The sequence below is a fragment of the Pseudoalteromonas sp. NZS11 genome (genome assembly GCF_015864765.1).
Classification (GTDB): domain Bacteria; phylum Pseudomonadota; class Gammaproteobacteria; order Enterobacterales; family Alteromonadaceae; genus Pseudoalteromonas; species Pseudoalteromonas arctica.
This window is the reverse complement of record NZ_JADYWP010000001.1, coordinates 478,194-496,346: the sequence shown is the minus strand read 5'-3', so window position 1 is coordinate 496,346 and position 18,153 is coordinate 478,194. Positions and strand designations below refer to the sequence as shown.

The following is an 18,153-nucleotide window of genomic DNA, read 5'->3' as shown; positions in this document are numbered from 1 at the left end:
AAAGCACGACAACGCAGTCAAAGCGAACTACACGCAGCAGAAGGTGATTACATTTGCTCCATAACTTCAATGCCTAGCAAATCCAATCCCGTTTCTAATGTTTTAGAAACCAAATTACACAACACTAAACGGCTATCGCGCACGCTTGGCTCTACGCCCTCTTTAAGTACTGGGCAGGCTTCGTAAAATGTCATGTATAAGCTTGCTAGCTCATATAAGTAACCACATAGTACGTGCGGTGTTGCTTCGCTGATCATTAAATCAAGTACTTCTTCAAGCTGTAGTAGCTTAAGTGCTAGTGCTTTTTCTTGAGGCTCAATAATTGCAACATCTGAATTTAATGTAGCTGCATCAACGCCTGACTTACGGAAAATACTGCGTATACGTGTATAAGCATATTGTAAGTAAGGGGCGGTTGCGCCTTCAAAGCTTAGCATGCTGTCCCAGTTAAAAATGTAATCGCTGGTACGGTGCTTAGAAAGGTCGGCGTATTTAACTGCGCCAATACCTACTTTACGTGCAATCTCGCTGCGATCGCTATCACTTAAATCAGACTCACGTTCAGCTAGTTTTGCAGCTGCACGGTTAATTGATTCTTCTAATAAGTCAGCAAGTTTTACTGTGCCGCCAGTACGTGTTTTAAATGGTTTGTTATCGGCGCCCATCATGGTGCCAAACGGGCAAAACTCGTAACTTGTTTCGTCTCGTAATAAACCTGCTTTACGCGCTGTTAGCTCTACTTGATTAAAGTGTAGGTTTTGACGTGCATCTACAAAAATTAAGATACGATCAGCACCTAATTTATTTGAACGATAATCACATGCCGCTAAATCTGTTGTTGCATATAAAAAACCACCGCCAGACTTTTGTACGATAAACGCAGATGGTTCACCATCTTTGTTGGCAAGTTCATCTAAAAACACAACTTGCGCACCTTGCGACTCTACTGCAATATTTTTATCTTTAAGTAGGCTAATAATATCGTTAAGTTCTGCGTTGTATGCGCTTTCAGCCATAATATCAGCTTGAGTAAGTGTTACATTTAAACGCTTATATACTTCTTCAGAATGCTTAACTGAGGTAGCTATAAACAGTTTCCAAAGTTTTTCACAGTGCGCGTCGCCGCCTTGTAATTTAACAACGTAATTACGTGCTTTATCAGCAAAGCCTTCTTCGTCGTCAAAGCGTTTTTTAGCATCGCGGTAAAAGGTTTCTAAATCAGCAAGCGCTACAGAATCTAAATCTACACCTTGGCTAATTTGATCTTCTAAATGCGCGATTAACATACCAAATTGCGTGCCCCAATCACCCATGTGATTTTGACGTACAACCGTATCGCCTCTAAATTCAAGCGCACGCACAATTGAGTCACCAATAATGGTTGAACGTAAATGGCCTACGTGCATTTCTTTAGCAAGGTTTGGTGATGAATAGTCAACAACCACTTTTTGCGGGTTAGCATGCTCATTTACAGCAAGCTTTGCATCACTGTTAGCTGCTTGTACGCTTTGCGCTAAAAATTCAGGCTTTAAATGAATATTAATAAAACCTGGGCCAGCAATTTCAGTCTTTTGAGCAATATCGCTTACATCAAGATTATCTATAATTTTTTGCGCAAGCTCACGTGGGTTGCTTTTCATTTTTTTAGCCGCGCCCATAGCTGCATTAATTTGGTAATCACCAAATTGTGGACGTGTGCTTTGTGTTACTGCTGGGTTTGTGTCTTCAGGTAAGCCTGCGCCAGCCATAGCTGCAATAGCTTTTTCGATTAAAATAGTACGAATATTCATGTTTTTACCTTTATAAGCCCACCAAAGCAGGCTTTCTTTTAATTCTTTGAATGAGTTCTAGTTTTCGCGTGTATGGTTAAACGTTACTTCTGGGTAACGCTCTACCGATAAGTTAAGGTTTACACGGCTCGGCGCTATGTAAGTTAAGTTATCGCCACCATCGAGTGCTAAATTACTTTCGCACTTGCGTTTAAATTCTTCAAACTTTTTAACATCGCTGCTTTCTACCCAGCGTGCTGTATTTACGTTTATACCTTCGTAAATAGCATCTACGTTATATTCAGCTTTTAAACGTGCTACAACCACATCAAACTGAAGTACACCTACTGCGCCCACAATTAAATCGTTGTTTATAAGCGGTCTAAATACCTGCACAGCACCCTCTTCAGAAAGCTGTACTAAGCCTTTTAATAATTGCTTTTGCTTAAGCGGATCGCGAAGACGAATACGGCGGAATAATTCAGGCGCAAAGTTAGGGATACCGCTAAATTTAAGTTTTTCGCCTTGGGTAAATGTATCACCAATTTGAATTGTACCGTGGTTATGCAAACCAATAATATCGCCAGCGTAAGCATCTTCTGCTCGCTCACGATCGCCCGCCATAAAGGTTACCGCATCAGAAATGCTCACTTGCTTGCCAATTCGCACGTGATTCATTTTCATGCCTTGGCTGTACTTACCCGACACAATACGCATAAATGCAATACGGTCTCGGTGTTTTGGATCCATGTTTGCCTGAATTTTAAATACAAAGCCGGTAAAGTTTTCTTCAGTTGCAACAACAAGTCTGTCTTCAGTTTCACGTGGTAATGGCGTTGGTGCCCATTTAGTTAAACCATCTAAAACATGGTCAACACCAAAGTTACCCAGTGCAGTACCATAATAAACAGGCGAAAGCTTACCGGCTAAAAACAGCTCTAAATCAAATTCGTTTGATGCGCCAATAACAAGCTCAAGCTCATCGCGTAATTGCGCAGCTAAATCTTCACCAATGGCAATATCAAGTTCTGGGTTATCAAGCCCTTTAATGGTACGAACTTCTTGAATTTTATGACCTTGACCTGTTTTGTATAAAACAGCTTCGTCATTATGAATGTGGTAAACACCTTTAAACTCTTTACCACAGCCAATTGGCCAAGTGATGGGCGCACAGGCAATATTTAGCTCTGTTTCAACTTCGTCAAGCACTTCCATTGGGTCGCGTATTTCACGGTCACACTTATTCATAAACGTAACAATTGGCGTTGTACGCAGGCGTGTAACTTCCATGAGCTTACGGGTACGATCTTCTACACCCTTTGCCGCATCAATAACCATTAAGCACGAATCTACCGCAGTTAATGTGCGGTAAGTATCTTCCGAGAAATCTTCATGTCCTGGAGTATCAAGTAAATTAACAAGTGCGTTGTTATATGGAAACTGCATTACAGAGGTAGTAACAGATATACCACGCTCTTTTTCCATTTCCATCCAGTCAGACTTTGCATGCTGGTTAGAGCCACGGCCTTTTACAGTGCCGGCTCGTTGAATAGCTTGTCCGAATAACAATACTTTTTCGGTAATGGTTGTTTTACCAGCATCTGGGTGAGAGATGATAGCAAAGGTTCGTCGTTTATTAATTTCGCTAAGGAGATTTTGATCTGCCATTAAAAAAGTTCTTTTAGTTTGTATACGGATATTATCCACTTTAAGTATGCTGAGCTTTCAAGGCTTAAATAATACCAATTGCATTAAATTAGCGTTCTATTATAGCGATAATAAAATAGCGCAATAACAAGGCGAAATTATCACATAGAGTTATTCTCTATGAATAATTTTTAACGTAGTTAGTGAGTTATTTAATACGCTAGAACGATCTTGTTTTTAATAAAATTGGTATAGAGCAACCTCGAAAGCTCAACACACCATCAGAAAAGCCCTAAATTGGCCCTTCACATGCGATCCGTTATGTTAATCGTAATTGAAGACTATTTTCGCTGATCTTGGCCTTATAAACAATCAATGGTTGGTTATTAGCTGATCTTTTTTATTAATATGGATTTTGGGAAGCCTAACTGCAAATGAGGTACAAAAAAATCAGTAATAAGCCAAATAAATAGGATCAGCACACAATACACCAAGCCTCTGCACACCATTAGAATTTTTAAGCCTTGCTTGAGAATATAACCTAGTGGCCCGGCTAACAGCCCTGCGTTAACCCACTGGTATTTATAACTGAGAGTAAATTAGAATATTCAATTTTAAGTGATAGCATTTATCTTTAAAAAAATGACTTTAAAAGATGTAAATTTATGTAAACTTTTTTGAACAATAAAATAACGGTTATAAGCATGTAACTTATTAAATTAAAATAACTTAATAAAATAAAAAAACACCAATACAGAGCTAAATACCATGCAACTACTGATTGTAATTTAGCCACCAAGACCGCCACAAGCTTGTGTAATAAAGTCGTAACGCATATTATTGATAGATTGCATGGAGGATAAGTCGTTTGGTCATGAAAACCAGTAAGTTAAGTATTAGATTATTATGGTATATAACACCCCTTGTTATTCTACCGCTGCTATTTTTAGGTGGCTTTACGCTCACCAATGTAACTAATTCAACACAAAAACAAGCTGATTTAATAATGAGCCGTTTTGTTGAGCAACAACAGCAAAAAATATTTAATTATATCGACTCTTTTCACTCTACAGCAAAACTACTTTCAACCTCGCCAGTACTTAGTGATTTTTTAGCAAACGACATTCGTGCCAACGGTAATTACACCCGAAAACTTGGCGCGCTTATGGATGTATTTGCCAGTTACAGTGAGGCTTATCCCGATATAATTAGCATTAATTTAGTTTCAGCCAGTGGGAAAAGCGATGCCTACTACTCTAACAACCTAACAACAGCGCCTAAAAGCTACCCGTTTTTTAATCAAGTATTGCAAAGTAATTTAAGTAAACAGCAATTTATGATTCAAAAGGATGATGGCACCACTAGTTTGTATTTTATTCAACGAATTTATAGTGTTGATTACTATTTAAAACGACCACAGCAGCTTGGTTTTATTGTAATACATATAGAACCTTCAATACTAAACTCTAGTATTTTAGAAGCGCCATATAACAACACGCTTAATTTAATGTTGACTAAAGACGGGAAAATTTTATTTAGCTCCGATTACAATATGCGTGGCCAATACATAAGCGAGTACGAACTTAATCAAGTGCACGACCTCGCTGATATCGGCATGCTTTCAACTATTGAACTCTCAAGCATAGACAAAATAGAGCGAATGATTTTTGCAGTGCAAATGCCCGGCGGATATTATTACGTATCGACCATTCCCAAAGGGGTGCTTTATCAATCAGGTAAAGCCATAAGTTTAATAACAGGCTTAATTGTTATTATTTCGGTGATCACCCTGCCAATATTAATTTTTGTAGTGGTCCGCAATTTATTACTTAACCCAATTGAGTTACTCGGGGCTGCAAGTCATCGTGTTGGTGATGGCGATTTGTCGGTGCACTTACCAGCTCATACAAATGATGAAGTAGGTGTTTTATTTAACGACTTTAACCACATGGTTAATCAAATAAGGCACTACCAACAACAGCTTGAAGAATACAAACACCACCTTGAAGATAAAGTGGAAAGTCGTACCCAAGCACTTGAAGCTATGAACAGCCAACTTGAGTTAGCTATTGGCCAAGCTGAGCAAGCTAATCAACTTAAGAGTCGTTTTTTAGCTAACATGAGTCACGAAATACGCACGCCGCTCACGGCCATTATGGGCTTTACAGAGCAGTTACTACATAACGATAAAGTAGCGAATGACAAACAACACCTAAGCACTATTTTACGTAATTCAAAACACTTACTAGAGTTAATAAATAACATACTCGATTTATCTAAAATTGAAGCTGAAAAGCTGGCTGTTGATTTGTCAGCGTTAAACGTAGTGCAGCTTGTGCACGATATTGAATCAATTATTCAACCACTGGCACAAGAAAAACAATTAACCCTTAATATCGACTATCAACTGCCGCTCCCCCGCACCATTTATAGTGATGTGACCCGCTTAAAACAAATACTTATAAACATTGCTAATAACGCCGTTAAATTTACCGAAAATGGTAGCGTGTCTATTTGTGTGCATTATTTACAAGCAAGTCAAAAGCTAGAGTTTGTAATTAAAGATACTGGTATTGGTATGTCTGAGCATCAAATAGAACGTGTATTTAAGCCGTTTGAACAAGCCGATGCCACAACTACACGTCGTTTTGGTGGTACAGGTCTTGGGTTGTGTATTTCTAAAAACTTAGCACTGTTACTTGGTGGCGATGTAAACCTTGAAAGTGAAGTGGGTGTAGGTAGCCGAGTTACAATTAGGGTGGCATGTCAGCTATCTGATGATCAACCCATGCTTGAGTTTTTAACGCAAGAAAGCCAGTTAATACCAGAGAAAGACCCTCTCTTATCGTTTGCAACCAATAGCTTCGACGCCAATATATTAGTGGCTGAGGATAACCCAGATAACCAACTATTAATTAAATTATTACTGCAAACCTGGGGTCTTGAACCCGATATTGCCAGTAATGGCGCACAAGCTGTAGAAATGGCGCTCGTAAACGACTACCAACTTATTATTATGGATATGCAAATGCCTGTAATGGGCGGATTAGAAGCGACTAAAATGCTTCGTCATGCAGCGTATGATGGCCCTATCATTGCCCTTACTGCCAATGTAATGAACCATGATATAGGCACTTATCTAGAAGCTGGTTGCGACAAAGCACTGGCTAAACCCATTGATAAAGATGCTCTGGAAAACGTACTCGTAAGCTACCTGCATCTTGAAAAAGATAATCAAAATAAATGGGATAGCCTATTAAAGAGCGAAAAGTTTCAGCAAATTGCCGATAATTATTTAGCTAACTTACCTACATATTTAGAAGAAGTTAAAGCTTTGCAGCATTGTGATGATTGGGAAGCATTAAGAGGTATAGCGCACAGTGTTAAAGGTAGTTCTGGATGCTTTAACTTTGATGAAATTTACCATAGCGCTGCGGCACTTGAAGAGAACTTAAAAAGTAACAATAAAGTACCAAGAGACGAGTTGGTAAATGATTTAATAGCAGCCATTGAGCAAGCAATTAGCGACAAAGTAACCTAAAAAGTAAACTTACAAAACTGTACAAATGCAGTACTTTAGCGGCTCTATATTTTAAATGCTAATTACCGTCTTTAATTATGAAAAGTTTAAACCTAGCGCCATACCCATTAAAATAGCGTCTTCAAAGCCATTTTTAGCAGGGTTATCACTTGGGTAGTAGTTTTTACGCACTGACATCTCAGCAAAGCCTGCGCGCTCGTACAGCGCAATAGCACGCGTATTTGATTCGCGTACTTCTAAAAAGAGGTTTTCAGCATTTTGCTGCTCACCATATTCAATAAACTGCGCTAACAACTGCCTTGCAATACCCTTACCCTGGTGACTTGGTGTTACACAAATATCCATAAGTGTAAAATCAGGCCCTGCTTTTTCACCAATATAAAAACCAATCATGCTCGCCTCATCAAATGCGGCAACATTAAAATAGCGCCCGCCTATACATGAACCCATTGTATTTAAAGTCCACGGATGGCTATGACACGCTGTTTCGATGGCCATTAATTGAGGTATTGCAGTTTCATCTACTGATTTAAAGTTTATCAAGGTATTCACTCATTAAAGCCCATAAAGCACGCTTCTCAGAGGCGTTGAGCTGTGGGGTTGGCAATGTAAGCTTATTGTCGTTTAATTGCATCTCACTGCCCTGTACAACGCTATTTATAATAATAGGCTCTGCACTGAGTTTAATGTCTGCAAGTAGTTGCTCATTTAGCGTTAAAGAACTAGCTATCGTGCTTTGCGATAAAGTATTAGCTTGATCATTTGCTTGAGGACAATAATGTTGATTGAGTTCAAGATTTTCTATATCAAAAATAGCTGCGTAACGTGGATGCATAACAACTCAGTAGATTAGACATTTGAACAATATAAGAAGTAATAAAAACGATGTAAAGAAGAAATGGCAGGGGCGGAGAGATTCGAACTCCCAACCATCGGTTTTGGAGACCGCTGTTCTACCAATTGGAACTACGCCCCTGCAATGACGACGAATTATAGAGAAGTTTCGCCAAAGGTAAAGAGAAAAATCACTCTTTTAGTTTAACTGCTTTTTAAATAAACAAAACGGCGAATTAGCATGCTAATTCGCCATTTTTTAATCACTTAAAATTAGTTAATTAAAACTAAAATTAATTATTCCCATTCGATAGTTGCAGGTGGTTTACCTGAAATATCGTAAACAACACGAGAAATACCATCTATTTCGTTAATGATACGGTTTGATACCACACCTAAAAACTCATAAGGTAAATGTGACCAGCGCGCTGTCATAAAGTCGATTGTTTCCACACAACGAAGTGATACAACCCAATCGTACTTACGTGCATCGCCCATAACCCCTACCGATTTAACAGGTAAGAATACAGTAAACGCTTGACTTACTTTATGGTAAAGCTCAGCTTTGTGAAGCTCTTCGATGAAAATCGCATCAGCGCGGCGTAATAAATCACAGTATTCTTTTTTGATTTCGCCAAGTACACGCACACCTAAACCTGGTCCAGGGAAAGGATGACGGTAAAGCATGTCGTACGGTAAACCTAGTTCTAGGCCAATTTTACGTACTTCATCTTTGAATAATTCACGTAATGGCTCAACAAGGCCCATTTTCATGTCATCTGGTAATCCACCCACATTGTGGTGAGATTTAATAACATGCGCTTTACCAGTTGCAGATGCCGCTGATTCAATTACATCAGGATAAATTGTACCTTGCGCTAACCATTTTGCATTTTTAAGCTTTTTGGCTTGCTCATCAAATACATTAATAAACGTATGACCAATGGCTTTACGTTTATCTTCTGGGTCTGACTTACCCGCTAGATCATTTAAAAACTGCTCTTCAGCTTCAACTTTAACAATATTTAAGCCAAATTTATTACCAAACATGTCCATTACTTGTTGGCCTTCGTTTAAACGAAGTAAACCATTATCAACAAATACACATGTTAGTCTTTCGCCAATTGCACGGTGAATAAGCATAGCCACAACCGATGAATCAACACCACCAGAGAGGCCTAAAATAACTTCGTCATCGCCAACTGTTTCTTTAATACGCTCGATTGCATCATCGATAATTTTTGCAGCAGTCCACAATTTTTCACAGCCACAAATATCAATAGCAAAACGCTCTAATAAGCGCTGACCTTGGTGCGTGTGTGTTACTTCTGGGTGAAACTGTACACCGTAAAAACGTTTTTCTTCGTTAGACATTGCAGCATGTGGACAAGTAGATGTTTTAGCTGTTGTTGCAAAACCAGCTGGAATATCCATTACTTTGTCGCCATGACTCATCCATACGTCGAGTACGCCGTTGCCGCCATCGGTAATGCTGTCTTCAATTGCATCAAATAATGCACAGTTGCCTACTTTTTCTACTTGTGCGTAACCAAACTCTTTTTTATCAGAGCTGTGTACACTTCCGCCAAGTTGAGCTGCCATTGTTTGCATACCGTAGCAAATACCTAGCACAGGCACGCCTGCATTAAATACATACTCAGGAGCGCGCGGGCTGTTTTCAAGTGTTGTTGATTCTGGACCACCAGAAAGAATAATACCTTGTGGGTTGAACTCGCGGATTTGCTCTTCAGTCACATCCCATGCCCAAAGTTCACAGTAAACACCAATTTCACGCACACGACGGGCGATTAATTGAGTGTATTGTGAACCAAAGTCTAAAATGAGAATTCGTGAATCGTGAATATCTTTGCTCATGGAGTATCTCGTAAAGTCTGATGCTAAATGCCGCTTTGAATACCAATTTTATTAAACATTACTAATTTTTGCAGGCTAAATAACTCTCTAACCACGTTAAAAACTTCTTATTTAGAAGAAACTAAAAATCGAAATTTTTGCCTCGTTATTGAGCCATTTATCTGTCGCAATAATTGACCACTTTATTAATGCAATTGGTATTTATATAAACGACTAAAAAGAGGGCTTGCAAAGCAAGCCCAGTATATTAAATTAATTACGCTGCTTAACCTAAACGGTAATTTGGTGCTTCTTTAGTGATTTGCACATCATGAACGTGCGACTCACCCATACCGGCTGAAGTAACACGTACAAATTGTGGTTTTGTATTTAGCTCTTCAATTGTTGCACAACCCGTTAAGCCCATAGCGCTTCGTAGGCCGCCCACTTGCTGATGAATAATCGTTGCAATAGGACCTTTGTAAGCTACGCGACCTTCAATACCTTCAGGTACTAACTTGTCTGCTTCGTTTGATTTTTGGAAGTAACGATCTGATGAACCTTCTTTTTGATCCATCGCGCCCAATGAGCCCATACCACGGTAAGATTTGTAATAACGGCCTTGGTATAATTCAACTTCACCTGGTGCTTCTTCAGTACCAGCAAGCAGTGAACCCACCATTACACACGATGCACCAGCAACAAGTGCTTTAACAATATCACCAGAAAAACGAATGCCACCATCAGCAATAACAGGAATGTCGCGACCTTTTAAGCCTTCAACAGCATCTGAAATAGCGGTAATTTGTGGAACGCCACAACCGGTAACAATACGTGTAGTACAAATAGAACCTGGGCCGATACCTACTTTAACTGCATCCGCTCCCGCATCAGCAAGTGCAATCGCACCTTCAGCTGTTGCTATGTTGCCTGCAATAATTTGTAAGTCTGGGTACTCTTTGCGAGTTTTAGTAACACGGTCAATAACACCTTGAGAGTGACCATGCGATGTATCGATAAGTAAAACATCAATACCCGCTTCTACTAATGCAGCAATGCGCTCATCAGTACCTGCGCCAACACTTACAGCAGCACCTACACGTAAACGACCTTGGTCGTCTTTACATGCGTCAGGTTTGTCTTGGGCTTTTTGGTAATCTTTTACTGTGATCATGCCTTTAAGTTTAAATTCATCATCAACAACAAGGATTTTTTCAATGCGGTGTTCGTGCATTAAGCCTAAAATTTCTTCGCGTGCTGCGCCTTCTTTAACGGTAACAAGCTTTTCTTTTTTAGTCATAACGGTAGAAACAGGCTGTTCAAGCTTAGTTTCAAAACGCATATCACGACTAGTAACAATGCCTACAAGCACATTATTGCTATCGGTAACCGGAAAGCCTGAAAAACCTTTTTCGTGCGAAAGCTCAATTGCATCTGCAATTGTTAAATCGGCAGTAACCGTTACAGGGTATGAAACAATACCTGCTTCGTAGGTTTTAACTTTACGTACGTTTTTCGCTTGTTCTTCAATAGTCATGTTTTTATGAATAAAACCAAGACCACCTTCTTGCGCAAGGGCAATAGCTAAACGAGCTTCTGTAACAGTATCCATAGATGCTGAAATAAGCGGCAAGTTAAGTTTGATACCACGCGTTAAGCGAGTTGAAATATTTGCCGTGTGTGGCAAAACAGTAGAATGACCAGGTACTAAAAGTACGTCATCAAAGGTAAGAGCTTCTTTAGCGATTCTAAGCATTTTGGCAACTTCTCACATGTGGATCTAAGATAAGGAATTGCGGCCAAATTTTAACAGCGTTGTTGGCATGAGTAAATAATATTTCGCAAATATTTATGATAAAGTAGTGCAATAAATAGTTTTAGGTTGTTTTTTATGTTTTCGAAGCCTTCGCAGGCGGTTTACACCGTTTCACGCCTTAATAGAGAAATTCGCACAATCCTTGAGCAAGGTTTTGCATCTTTAGTGCTCACGGGCGAAATTTCTAACTTTATTACCCCTGCATCTGGACATTGGTACTTTTCGTTAAAAGACGATAAAGCACAAATTAAAGCCGCAATGTGGCGAGGCAATAATCGCAACCAAAGCTACCGCCCTGTAAATGGCGCACAAGTTACAGTAAAAGCGCGTGTATCGCTTTATGAACCTCGCGGTGACTACCAGCTTATTGTTGAGCATATGGAACCCGCAGGCGAAGGTCAGCTAAAACAAGAATTTGATGCGCTTAAAATGCGTTTAGCCGCCGAAGGATTATTTAGCTCTGCTCACAAACAGCCATTACCCCAAAATATTAATCGCATTGGTGTTATTACCTCAGCAACCGGCGCTGCTATAAAAGATATTTTAACGGTACTCAAACGCCGTGCACCGCAGCTAGAAGTCATCATTTACCCTGCTATGGTACAAGGCAAAGAAGCGCACGTGCATTTAATTAACCAAATTGAATTAGCTAATGCTCGTGATGAAGTAGACGTACTTATTTTAGGGCGAGGCGGCGGATCACTTGAAGATTTATGGTGTTTTAATCACGAACAGCTCGCCCGCGCTATTTTCAAAAGTGAATTACCGATAGTAAGTGCGGTAGGCCACGAAATAGATACCACTATTAGCGATTACGTTGCTGATGTTCGTGCAGCGACTCCATCAGCCGCAGCTGAGCTTGTAAGCCCAAATACGCAAGAGTTACACAACAAAGTAACGCAATTAGTTAATCGTTTATCTAACGCGTTTAAGCACGGCATTGCCGACAAGCGCGCACTAGCAACGCAGTTACAACACCGCCTTAATTTATGTCATCCGCGTAATCAGCTTAATCAAAAATCACAACGTTTGGATGAGCTAAGCATTGCGCTACAACAGGCGATGCGTAATCGTTTATACCAGCAAGAACGCACACTCAATAACTTAACGCCGCGTTTAATGCGCCAATCACCCGATAAAAAACTCGCTACAGCAAGCCATCAACTTTCGCAATTACAAGCTAGGCTAAACCAAGCTATACAACATCAGTTACAGCAAGCGAATAATAGCTTAGCACTGCAAGCAAGCAGGTTAGATTCAGTAAGTCCGCTTAATGTTTTAGCGCGCGGCTATAGCATCACTAAAACACAACAAGGCAAAGTGGTTAAATCTGTGGGGCAAATTAAAACAGGCGATGTTTTGATTACAGAGCTCGTTGATGGCTCTATAGAATCACAGGTTATACCTATTACATAAAGTTGGTATTACTTAAAACTCTGTACTTAGCAACAATTTAAGCTCGCTATCGCTTGATGTGGAGGTAGTGCTTTTAAATTGTTGCCAAAACTCTTGCTTCATCAACTTGTCGTTTAGCTCTCGCCATTGAGAATTATCAAATGTGTCGTTATCAGCGGGTGCGGCAAGTTCAAATTCACATATCGTCGTTTTACATTTTGCGCTAACAACATCGGGTATAATCGCTAAATCAGCTGTTAATAAAAAATCTTGTAATGCCATTTCAGTACGATAAGCCCATTCTTCGTCACGCGTTTGCTTTTCAAATTTATCACGTAAGATCTTCTCAAAATCTGAAGGACCTCTCATTTGCTTTAAAATACTTTTAACTGTCGCTTTCTGCTCAGCAAGTTGCTGCTTAAGCTGAGTTACTTGCTCTTCTAAAGGTAGTTCATCAAGCATTTGGGTTTCTGAATAGGTTGGAGGCGTGTCTTCAGCGGGCTCTATACTAGCGACTTGCTCAGGTACTGCAGAGTCTGCATTACTTAATACTTCATTACTTTGTTGTTCAGTATGAAGCTTTTGCTGTTTTTCATAACTTGGCTGCGACTTAACAGATTCAGGATGACTTGAAGCTGCGTTAAAGTAGCTCCAAGTTAAACCTACACCCGCAATAAACCCAATCCCTAGAGCCAATAAACTATTCTTGTTCATGTTAATTCCTTTTAAGTTTTATTATTTTTAATTACTTATAGCATTGCACTCGTGTGCGATTCGTTTTCAGGCTCAGGATTTGCTAAAAAGTTTTGGTTCATACTTTGCGCCGGACACTCACAATCCGGTCGACCAATAATTTTAGCGGGTACGCCAACAGCGGTTGTGTGTGGTGGAACATTGCTAAGTACAACTGAGCCCGCACCAATTCGTGCGCCCTCACCTACTTCAATATTACCCAGTACTTTAGCGCCGGCGCCAATTAACACGCCCGCTCTAATTTTAGGATGACGATCGCCCTGCTCATTGCCTGTACCGCCAAGCGTTACAGATTGCAAAATTGATACGTTATCTTCAATTACTGCTGTTTCACCAATAACAATACCGGTTGCGTGGTCAAACATAATGCCTTTACCCACTTTACATGCTGGGTGAATATCGACCCCAAACACTTCAGAGTTACGGCTTTGAATAAAGCGCGCTAGCTCTTTGCGGTTTTGTTGCCACAAGCAATTAGCCAAACGGTGCGCCTGAATAGCATGAAAACCTTTTAGATTTAATATAACCGTAAGATAGGTTTCTGATGCAGGGTCGCGGTCTTTTACCGCTTTAATATCCTCAGCAACAAAAGATAGCATACGGTCACATTTTACAAATGCTTGGTCAAACAGCTCTCGGATAGTGAATGCCGATACCACCGCATCAGCCAACTTATTAGCAACAATAAAGCTCAATGCCGAACCTAAACAATCATGATTCAAAATGCATGAATAAACATGACTTGCTAATAATGGTTCACGTGTTACTACATCGTTAGCTTCGTCGCGAAGCTGTTGCCAAATTGCATGACGCATAATACTGCACTGCCTTAAGTTGATATAAAATAGCCTTTTCCCAAGTCTAACGGATTTAAAGCCTAAGGTGTTAATCCCTTAGTTATTTGTTCTGGTTATTAGATATAACTAGGGACGATTAACTCTTTGTTGCTCGGTTTTTACTTAGCCCACTAGGTTACAAACCTCGCGCCGCGATTAAATCGACCCTAGATTGAACAAATTTCAATCCACAGAGTTCAACACGCCCTAGCACCCAGAAATGATATTTCAAATACGTACCCATTTTTTAGATTAAGTTATACGACAGTAGCTAAAATTACCAATACATACTTAAAATATAGTAAATTAATAAAAATCAAAAGCTAGCAACATACGAAAGCTCACCTGTCATATGAAAAAATACGGACTGACGTACAGCTGACGGCGTAAAAAAACGCTAAATTAATTAGGATTTAAGCTAAGTTTGTTCATTATACCGAGCTAAGCTATATTTAGTTTTATTGATTTTTTACATAAACAAATAGAAATGAGGAATTCAAAATGAGTGATGACTCTGAATTAAAAAATAAAGAAAAGCGTGGAATAAATATATTACTTCTCATTAGTTTAATAATTATGATTATTGGTATTGCCATCAAAATATATGATGCGCGTTTCATTAATTAAAGGACCCTACTACAGAGTCATTAAAGATATAAAGTGCCCCATAAGTTAGGGCACTTTCCAACCATTAAAAACCACTTAAATTATTGAAATACTTTTTCAACTTTTACTACTTCAATATTTTTTGCAGGAATTGCTAATTTGTAATCAGCAATTACTTTATCCTCAGCAACTAGTTCCGCTGGTTTTTTTGTGTTGTAAACCATTGGTGAGGTTTGCTGCGATGCCAAACGTTTTTGCATATCAGCGCCGTCACCAGTAATAAATACATAGTGAACATTGTCTGTTTGTAAGTTTTCTTTAATAACGCGGTTTACATCGGCAACGCTTAGCGTTTTAAGTTTATTAGTTACGTAACTTACAAAGCTATCTGTGTTGTAAAATTCGCTATCAAGCGCGTAACCTAATTGGCGGTTTTGACTTGCCACCATTTGCGGCACAAAGTTAATTAAAAAGTTACGCGTAGCTTCAAAGTCATCTTCGCTCATACCATTTTTAATTAGCTTATCAAGCTCAAATAAGGCTGTACGTGTGGCAAAGTGCGCATCGTTATTAGAGCGAAGTGGGCGTAACCACACTTGAAATATTTGCTCAGAGCGCCCTAGGTTTGCATCAGGTTTGGTTTGAAACATACCACGTGGAAAGTATTCAATGTATGCGTAATCGCCATAGTTCATGCCGCGAGTTTCACGAATGCGCTCATATAAAAAGCTGTTAGAACTACGGTGCTCACCAAAGTACGAACGCACAAGCCAAAGGGCTGTCCAGTCTTCGCTACTTCTTATCGTATCAATAGGGAAACCAAACGATACCGCTGTCGATTGCGCCGATTTTTCTACAATCGTTGCATGATGACCTTTAAGCACTGGCGCATCAGGAATGCTTAAACGGCTTTGCTCACCTTTTGGTAGCGTTGCAAAATCGCTCATCATTTTAGCTTTAAGCTTTGCAGGTACAGCCCCAATTAAACCAACCGTGAGTTTAGATTGCGTAAGCTCGCTGTTATAAAACGCTTTAACATCATCTAGCGTCAACGCTTCTAAATCCGAAATATCACCATAGTTGTAGCTTTCGTAAGGGTGATTTTTGTAAAGTGCACTGTAGAGTACTTCTTTGCCTAGCTCTTCATCGTTAGATGCTTTTAAGCCTGATTTAATACCGTCGATCATTTCTTTTTTAAGGCGCTTAAAGTCATCGTCTCTAAAACCTGGGTTTAGTAATTGATCGCTCACAAGTGCATACCACTGCGCCGCATTATCTTTATGGATACGCCCTTGGAACGACAGCATTTCTTTATCTATTTGATAGCCAAAGCTACCCGCAAGAGGATAAAGTGCTTTTTGAATATCTTTATAGCTTGTCGCCTCTGAGCCACCTTGTGCAAGCATAGCCGCAGTGAGTGCTGCAATGCCTTTTTTGCCTTGTGGGTCGGCAGCCGCACCGGTATTGAATAAAAAGTTAACATCAATTAATGGCGAGCTATTCGTTTTATCAAGCACTTTAAATACAGGTGCCGCAGGTGCTTGTTCAAGCTTTGCAGTAAGCGCATTTAAATCAACTTCTTGCTCAAAACCTGGGGCTTTATCAAGTGCCGACATCGTTAATGTGGTACGTGCGTTATCGGTAAAGTATTTATTAGCAACGGTTTTAATATCTGCGCTGGTGATGTTATCAGCCGATTTATACAGCTGGTTTATAACCTCAGGATCGCGCTCAAAATGCATGTAGCTGGCAAGGGTTGATGCAATCGCTTGCGACGAGTCTAAGCCATTAATAAAGCTGTATTTAAGGTTCGATTTTAAATCACTGAGCTTTTGCTCATCAACAAGCTCAGTGCGTGCTTTTGCATAAGTTCGGTTAATGGCATCGCGCGCAGTGGCTAAATCGTCTGCGTTTTCTACTTTAACAAATACGTGTAATAAACCCGGATCTTTAGTCTCTGGGTTATAGGTAAACATTTGGCTGGCAATTTGTTTGTCGACCACTAGCTCTTGATATAAATCTGAATTATTTGAAAAATAAAGCTGTGAGATTAAATCAAGCGCCGCTCTGTCTTTTTTAGCAGGCTCCCACGCAGCGCCTTTGTAGGATACAAGTAACCAATGCCCTGGTAGCGCTTCATCTTGCTGGTGCAAATATTTTGGTGCTTGTTGAACAGGCTCTGCTTTAATGTCGGCAACATAGTTACCCTTTTTCCAGCTGCCCCAATGCTTTTTAACCATTGCCATTGTTGCTTGCGGATCTACATCGCCCACAATAACAAGTGACACATACTCAGGCTTATAAAACTTAGCAAAAAATTCTTTCCCGTACGCCATTTGATCAGGCATGGCTTCTATGTCTTTAAAAAAGCCCATAGTGGTGTGTTTATAAGTGTGCTTATCAAACGCTTCTTCGCGCACAGCGCTTAATAATTTACGAATTGGGCTCGCGTTGTTTTTTAAGTACTCACCTTTTACCGTTTGCGCTTCGGTTCTAAATTGCTCTTCGGTGTAGGTTAAATTTTGAAAAATATCAGCTTCAAGCTCAAGTACTTTATCAAGATGCTGTTTTGAAAAATTTAAATGGTAGTTTGTAAAATCGTTTGTTGTATAAGCGCGGTTATCAACACCTGAATTTTTTAATATGTCTGAATACACATCTTCAGGGTATTTTTGTGAGCCTTTAAACATCATGTGTTCAAAAAAGTGAGCAAAGCCTGTTTTGCCCTCTTCAACTTCGTTACGCGATCCAACCGATACCGGAATTTGCAGCGACACCACATCAGGGTAATCGGTTTTAACAACCATTACACGTAAGCCGTTTTCTAGCTCTTCAATTAAATAATCTTGCGAAAAAACACGATCATCAGCTTTATTTACTTGTTCTTGTTGTGCTGTTGTTTGCGTGCTTTGGTTTTGTTGCATGGCGCAACCTGTTAACGCCAGCGATACCGCTAAGCTGGTTGCTAATAATTTAAATTTCATTGTTGTCCCTTTTTAAATTGAGCAAATTTGTTGTCAGATTTAACTCTTTAATTATGCCCCAAAGCCAATAAATATAAGAGCCCCAAGGGAATTTATTATGTAAACAACTGTGTCAATT

At 39.6% G+C, this 18,153-nt stretch carries 12 protein-coding genes and 1 tRNA gene; 3 read left to right on the top strand and 10 right to left on the bottom strand.

Annotation, left to right across the window (positions count from 1 at the left end; all coding sequences use genetic code 11):
- Window positions 1-47: 47 nt before the first annotated feature.
- Window positions 48-1,790: an arginine--tRNA ligase gene (gene argS / locus I6E82_RS02215; protein WP_007581630.1), complete on the bottom strand. Its 1,743-nt coding sequence runs from the start codon at window positions 1,788-1,790 to the stop codon at window positions 48-50.
- A 57-nt stretch (window positions 1,791-1,847) separates the two neighbouring features.
- Window positions 1,848-3,437, bottom strand: a complete 1,590-nt coding sequence (gene prfC / locus I6E82_RS02210; protein WP_165721062.1) for a peptide chain release factor 3 — start codon at window positions 3,435-3,437, stop codon at window positions 1,848-1,850.
- Window positions 3,438-4,290: 853 nt separating this feature from the next.
- Between prfC and I6E82_RS02205 the strand changes: the two genes are divergently transcribed.
- Window positions 4,291-6,957: an ATP-binding protein gene (locus I6E82_RS02205; RefSeq protein WP_165721063.1), complete on the top strand. Its 2,667-nt coding sequence runs from the start codon at window positions 4,291-4,293 to the stop codon at window positions 6,955-6,957.
- Window positions 6,958-7,032: 75 nt separating this feature from the next.
- On the opposite strand, the gene rimI is transcribed toward I6E82_RS02205, so the two are convergent.
- From rimI to guaB, 5 genes are all read right to left on the bottom strand, one after another.
- Window positions 7,033-7,500: a ribosomal protein S18-alanine N-acetyltransferase gene (gene rimI / locus I6E82_RS02200; RefSeq protein ID WP_007581622.1), complete on the bottom strand. Its 468-nt coding sequence runs from the start codon at window positions 7,498-7,500 to the stop codon at window positions 7,033-7,035.
- On the bottom strand, window positions 7,487-7,792 hold the full coding sequence (locus I6E82_RS02195; RefSeq protein ID WP_024608990.1) for a hypothetical protein: 306 nt from the start codon (window positions 7,790-7,792) through the stop codon (window positions 7,487-7,489). The genes rimI and I6E82_RS02195 overlap by 14 nt, the downstream gene beginning before the upstream one ends.
- 64 nt (window positions 7,793-7,856) lie before the next feature.
- A tRNA-Trp gene (locus tag I6E82_RS02190) sits at window positions 7,857-7,933 on the bottom strand.
- Between the two features lie 155 nt (window positions 7,934-8,088).
- A complete protein-coding gene (gene guaA, locus I6E82_RS02185; protein WP_024608989.1) occupies window positions 8,089-9,666 on the bottom strand; it encodes a glutamine-hydrolyzing GMP synthase in 1,578 nt (525 codons plus the stop codon).
- A 265-nt stretch (window positions 9,667-9,931) separates the two neighbouring features.
- The gene (guaB, locus tag I6E82_RS02180) at window positions 9,932-11,401 is read right to left on the bottom strand and encodes an IMP dehydrogenase (RefSeq protein WP_002958783.1); all 1,470 of its coding nucleotides are present in this window, start codon (window positions 11,399-11,401) and stop codon (window positions 9,932-9,934) included.
- Window positions 11,402-11,536: 135 nt separating this feature from the next.
- Here guaB and xseA point away from each other — a divergent pair, with 135 nt between their 5' ends.
- Window positions 11,537-12,877, top strand: coding sequence for an exodeoxyribonuclease VII large subunit (xseA, locus tag I6E82_RS02175; RefSeq protein WP_007581616.1), 1,341 nt, complete (start codon window positions 11,537-11,539; stop codon window positions 12,875-12,877).
- Between the two features lie 12 nt (window positions 12,878-12,889).
- On the opposite strand, the gene I6E82_RS02170 is transcribed toward xseA, so the two are convergent.
- Together I6E82_RS02170 and cysE are read right to left on the bottom strand one after the other, a co-directional pair.
- Window positions 12,890-13,570 carry a hypothetical protein gene (locus I6E82_RS02170; RefSeq protein WP_197116598.1) on the bottom strand — a complete coding sequence of 227 codons (681 nt, stop codon included), beginning with the start codon at window positions 13,568-13,570 and terminating at the stop codon, window positions 12,890-12,892.
- A gap of 35 nt (window positions 13,571-13,605) precedes the next feature.
- Window positions 13,606-14,424, bottom strand: a complete 819-nt coding sequence (gene cysE, locus I6E82_RS02165) for a serine O-acetyltransferase (RefSeq protein ID WP_007581613.1) — start codon at window positions 14,422-14,424, stop codon at window positions 13,606-13,608.
- 522 nt (window positions 14,425-14,946) lie between these two features.
- On the opposite strand from cysE, the gene I6E82_RS19910 reads away from it, so the two are divergent.
- Window positions 14,947-15,072, top strand: coding sequence for a hypothetical protein (locus I6E82_RS19910; protein ID WP_007581611.1), 126 nt, complete (start codon window positions 14,947-14,949; stop codon window positions 15,070-15,072).
- Between the two features lie 80 nt (window positions 15,073-15,152).
- Here I6E82_RS19910 and I6E82_RS02160 read toward each other — a convergent pair whose 3' ends face one another.
- Window positions 15,153-18,035, bottom strand: a complete 2,883-nt coding sequence (locus I6E82_RS02160; protein WP_197116596.1) for a M16 family metallopeptidase — start codon at window positions 18,033-18,035, stop codon at window positions 15,153-15,155.
- Window positions 18,036-18,153: the final 118 nt, after the last annotated feature.

Coding starts and splice junctions, on each gene's coding strand:
- I6E82_RS02160 (WP_197116596.1), bottom strand. CDS start 18,035: ATGAAATTTAAATTATTAGCAACCAGCTTAGCGGTATCGCTGGCGTTA.
- argS (WP_007581630.1), bottom strand. CDS start 1,790: ATGAATATTCGTACTATTTTAATCGAAAAAGCTATTGCAGCTATGGCT.
- xseA (WP_007581616.1), top strand. CDS start 11,537: ATGTTTTCGAAGCCTTCGCAGGCGGTTTACACCGTTTCACGCCTTAAT.
- I6E82_RS19910 (WP_007581611.1), top strand. CDS start 14,947: ATGAGTGATGACTCTGAATTAAAAAATAAAGAAAAGCGTGGAATAAAT.
- I6E82_RS02205 (WP_165721063.1), top strand. CDS start 4,291: ATGAAAACCAGTAAGTTAAGTATTAGATTATTATGGTATATAACACCC.
- prfC (WP_165721062.1), bottom strand. CDS start 3,437: ATGGCAGATCAAAATCTCCTTAGCGAAATTAATAAACGACGAACCTTT.
- I6E82_RS02195 (WP_024608990.1), bottom strand. CDS start 7,792: ATGCATCCACGTTACGCAGCTATTTTTGATATAGAAAATCTTGAACTC.
- cysE (WP_007581613.1), bottom strand. CDS start 14,424: ATGCGTCATGCAATTTGGCAACAGCTTCGCGACGAAGCTAACGATGTA.
- guaB (WP_002958783.1), bottom strand. CDS start 11,401: ATGCTTAGAATCGCTAAAGAAGCTCTTACCTTTGATGACGTACTTTTA.
- I6E82_RS02170 (WP_197116598.1), bottom strand. CDS start 13,570: ATGAACAAGAATAGTTTATTGGCTCTAGGGATTGGGTTTATTGCGGGT.
- guaA (WP_024608989.1), bottom strand. CDS start 9,666: ATGAGCAAAGATATTCACGATTCACGAATTCTCATTTTAGACTTTGGT.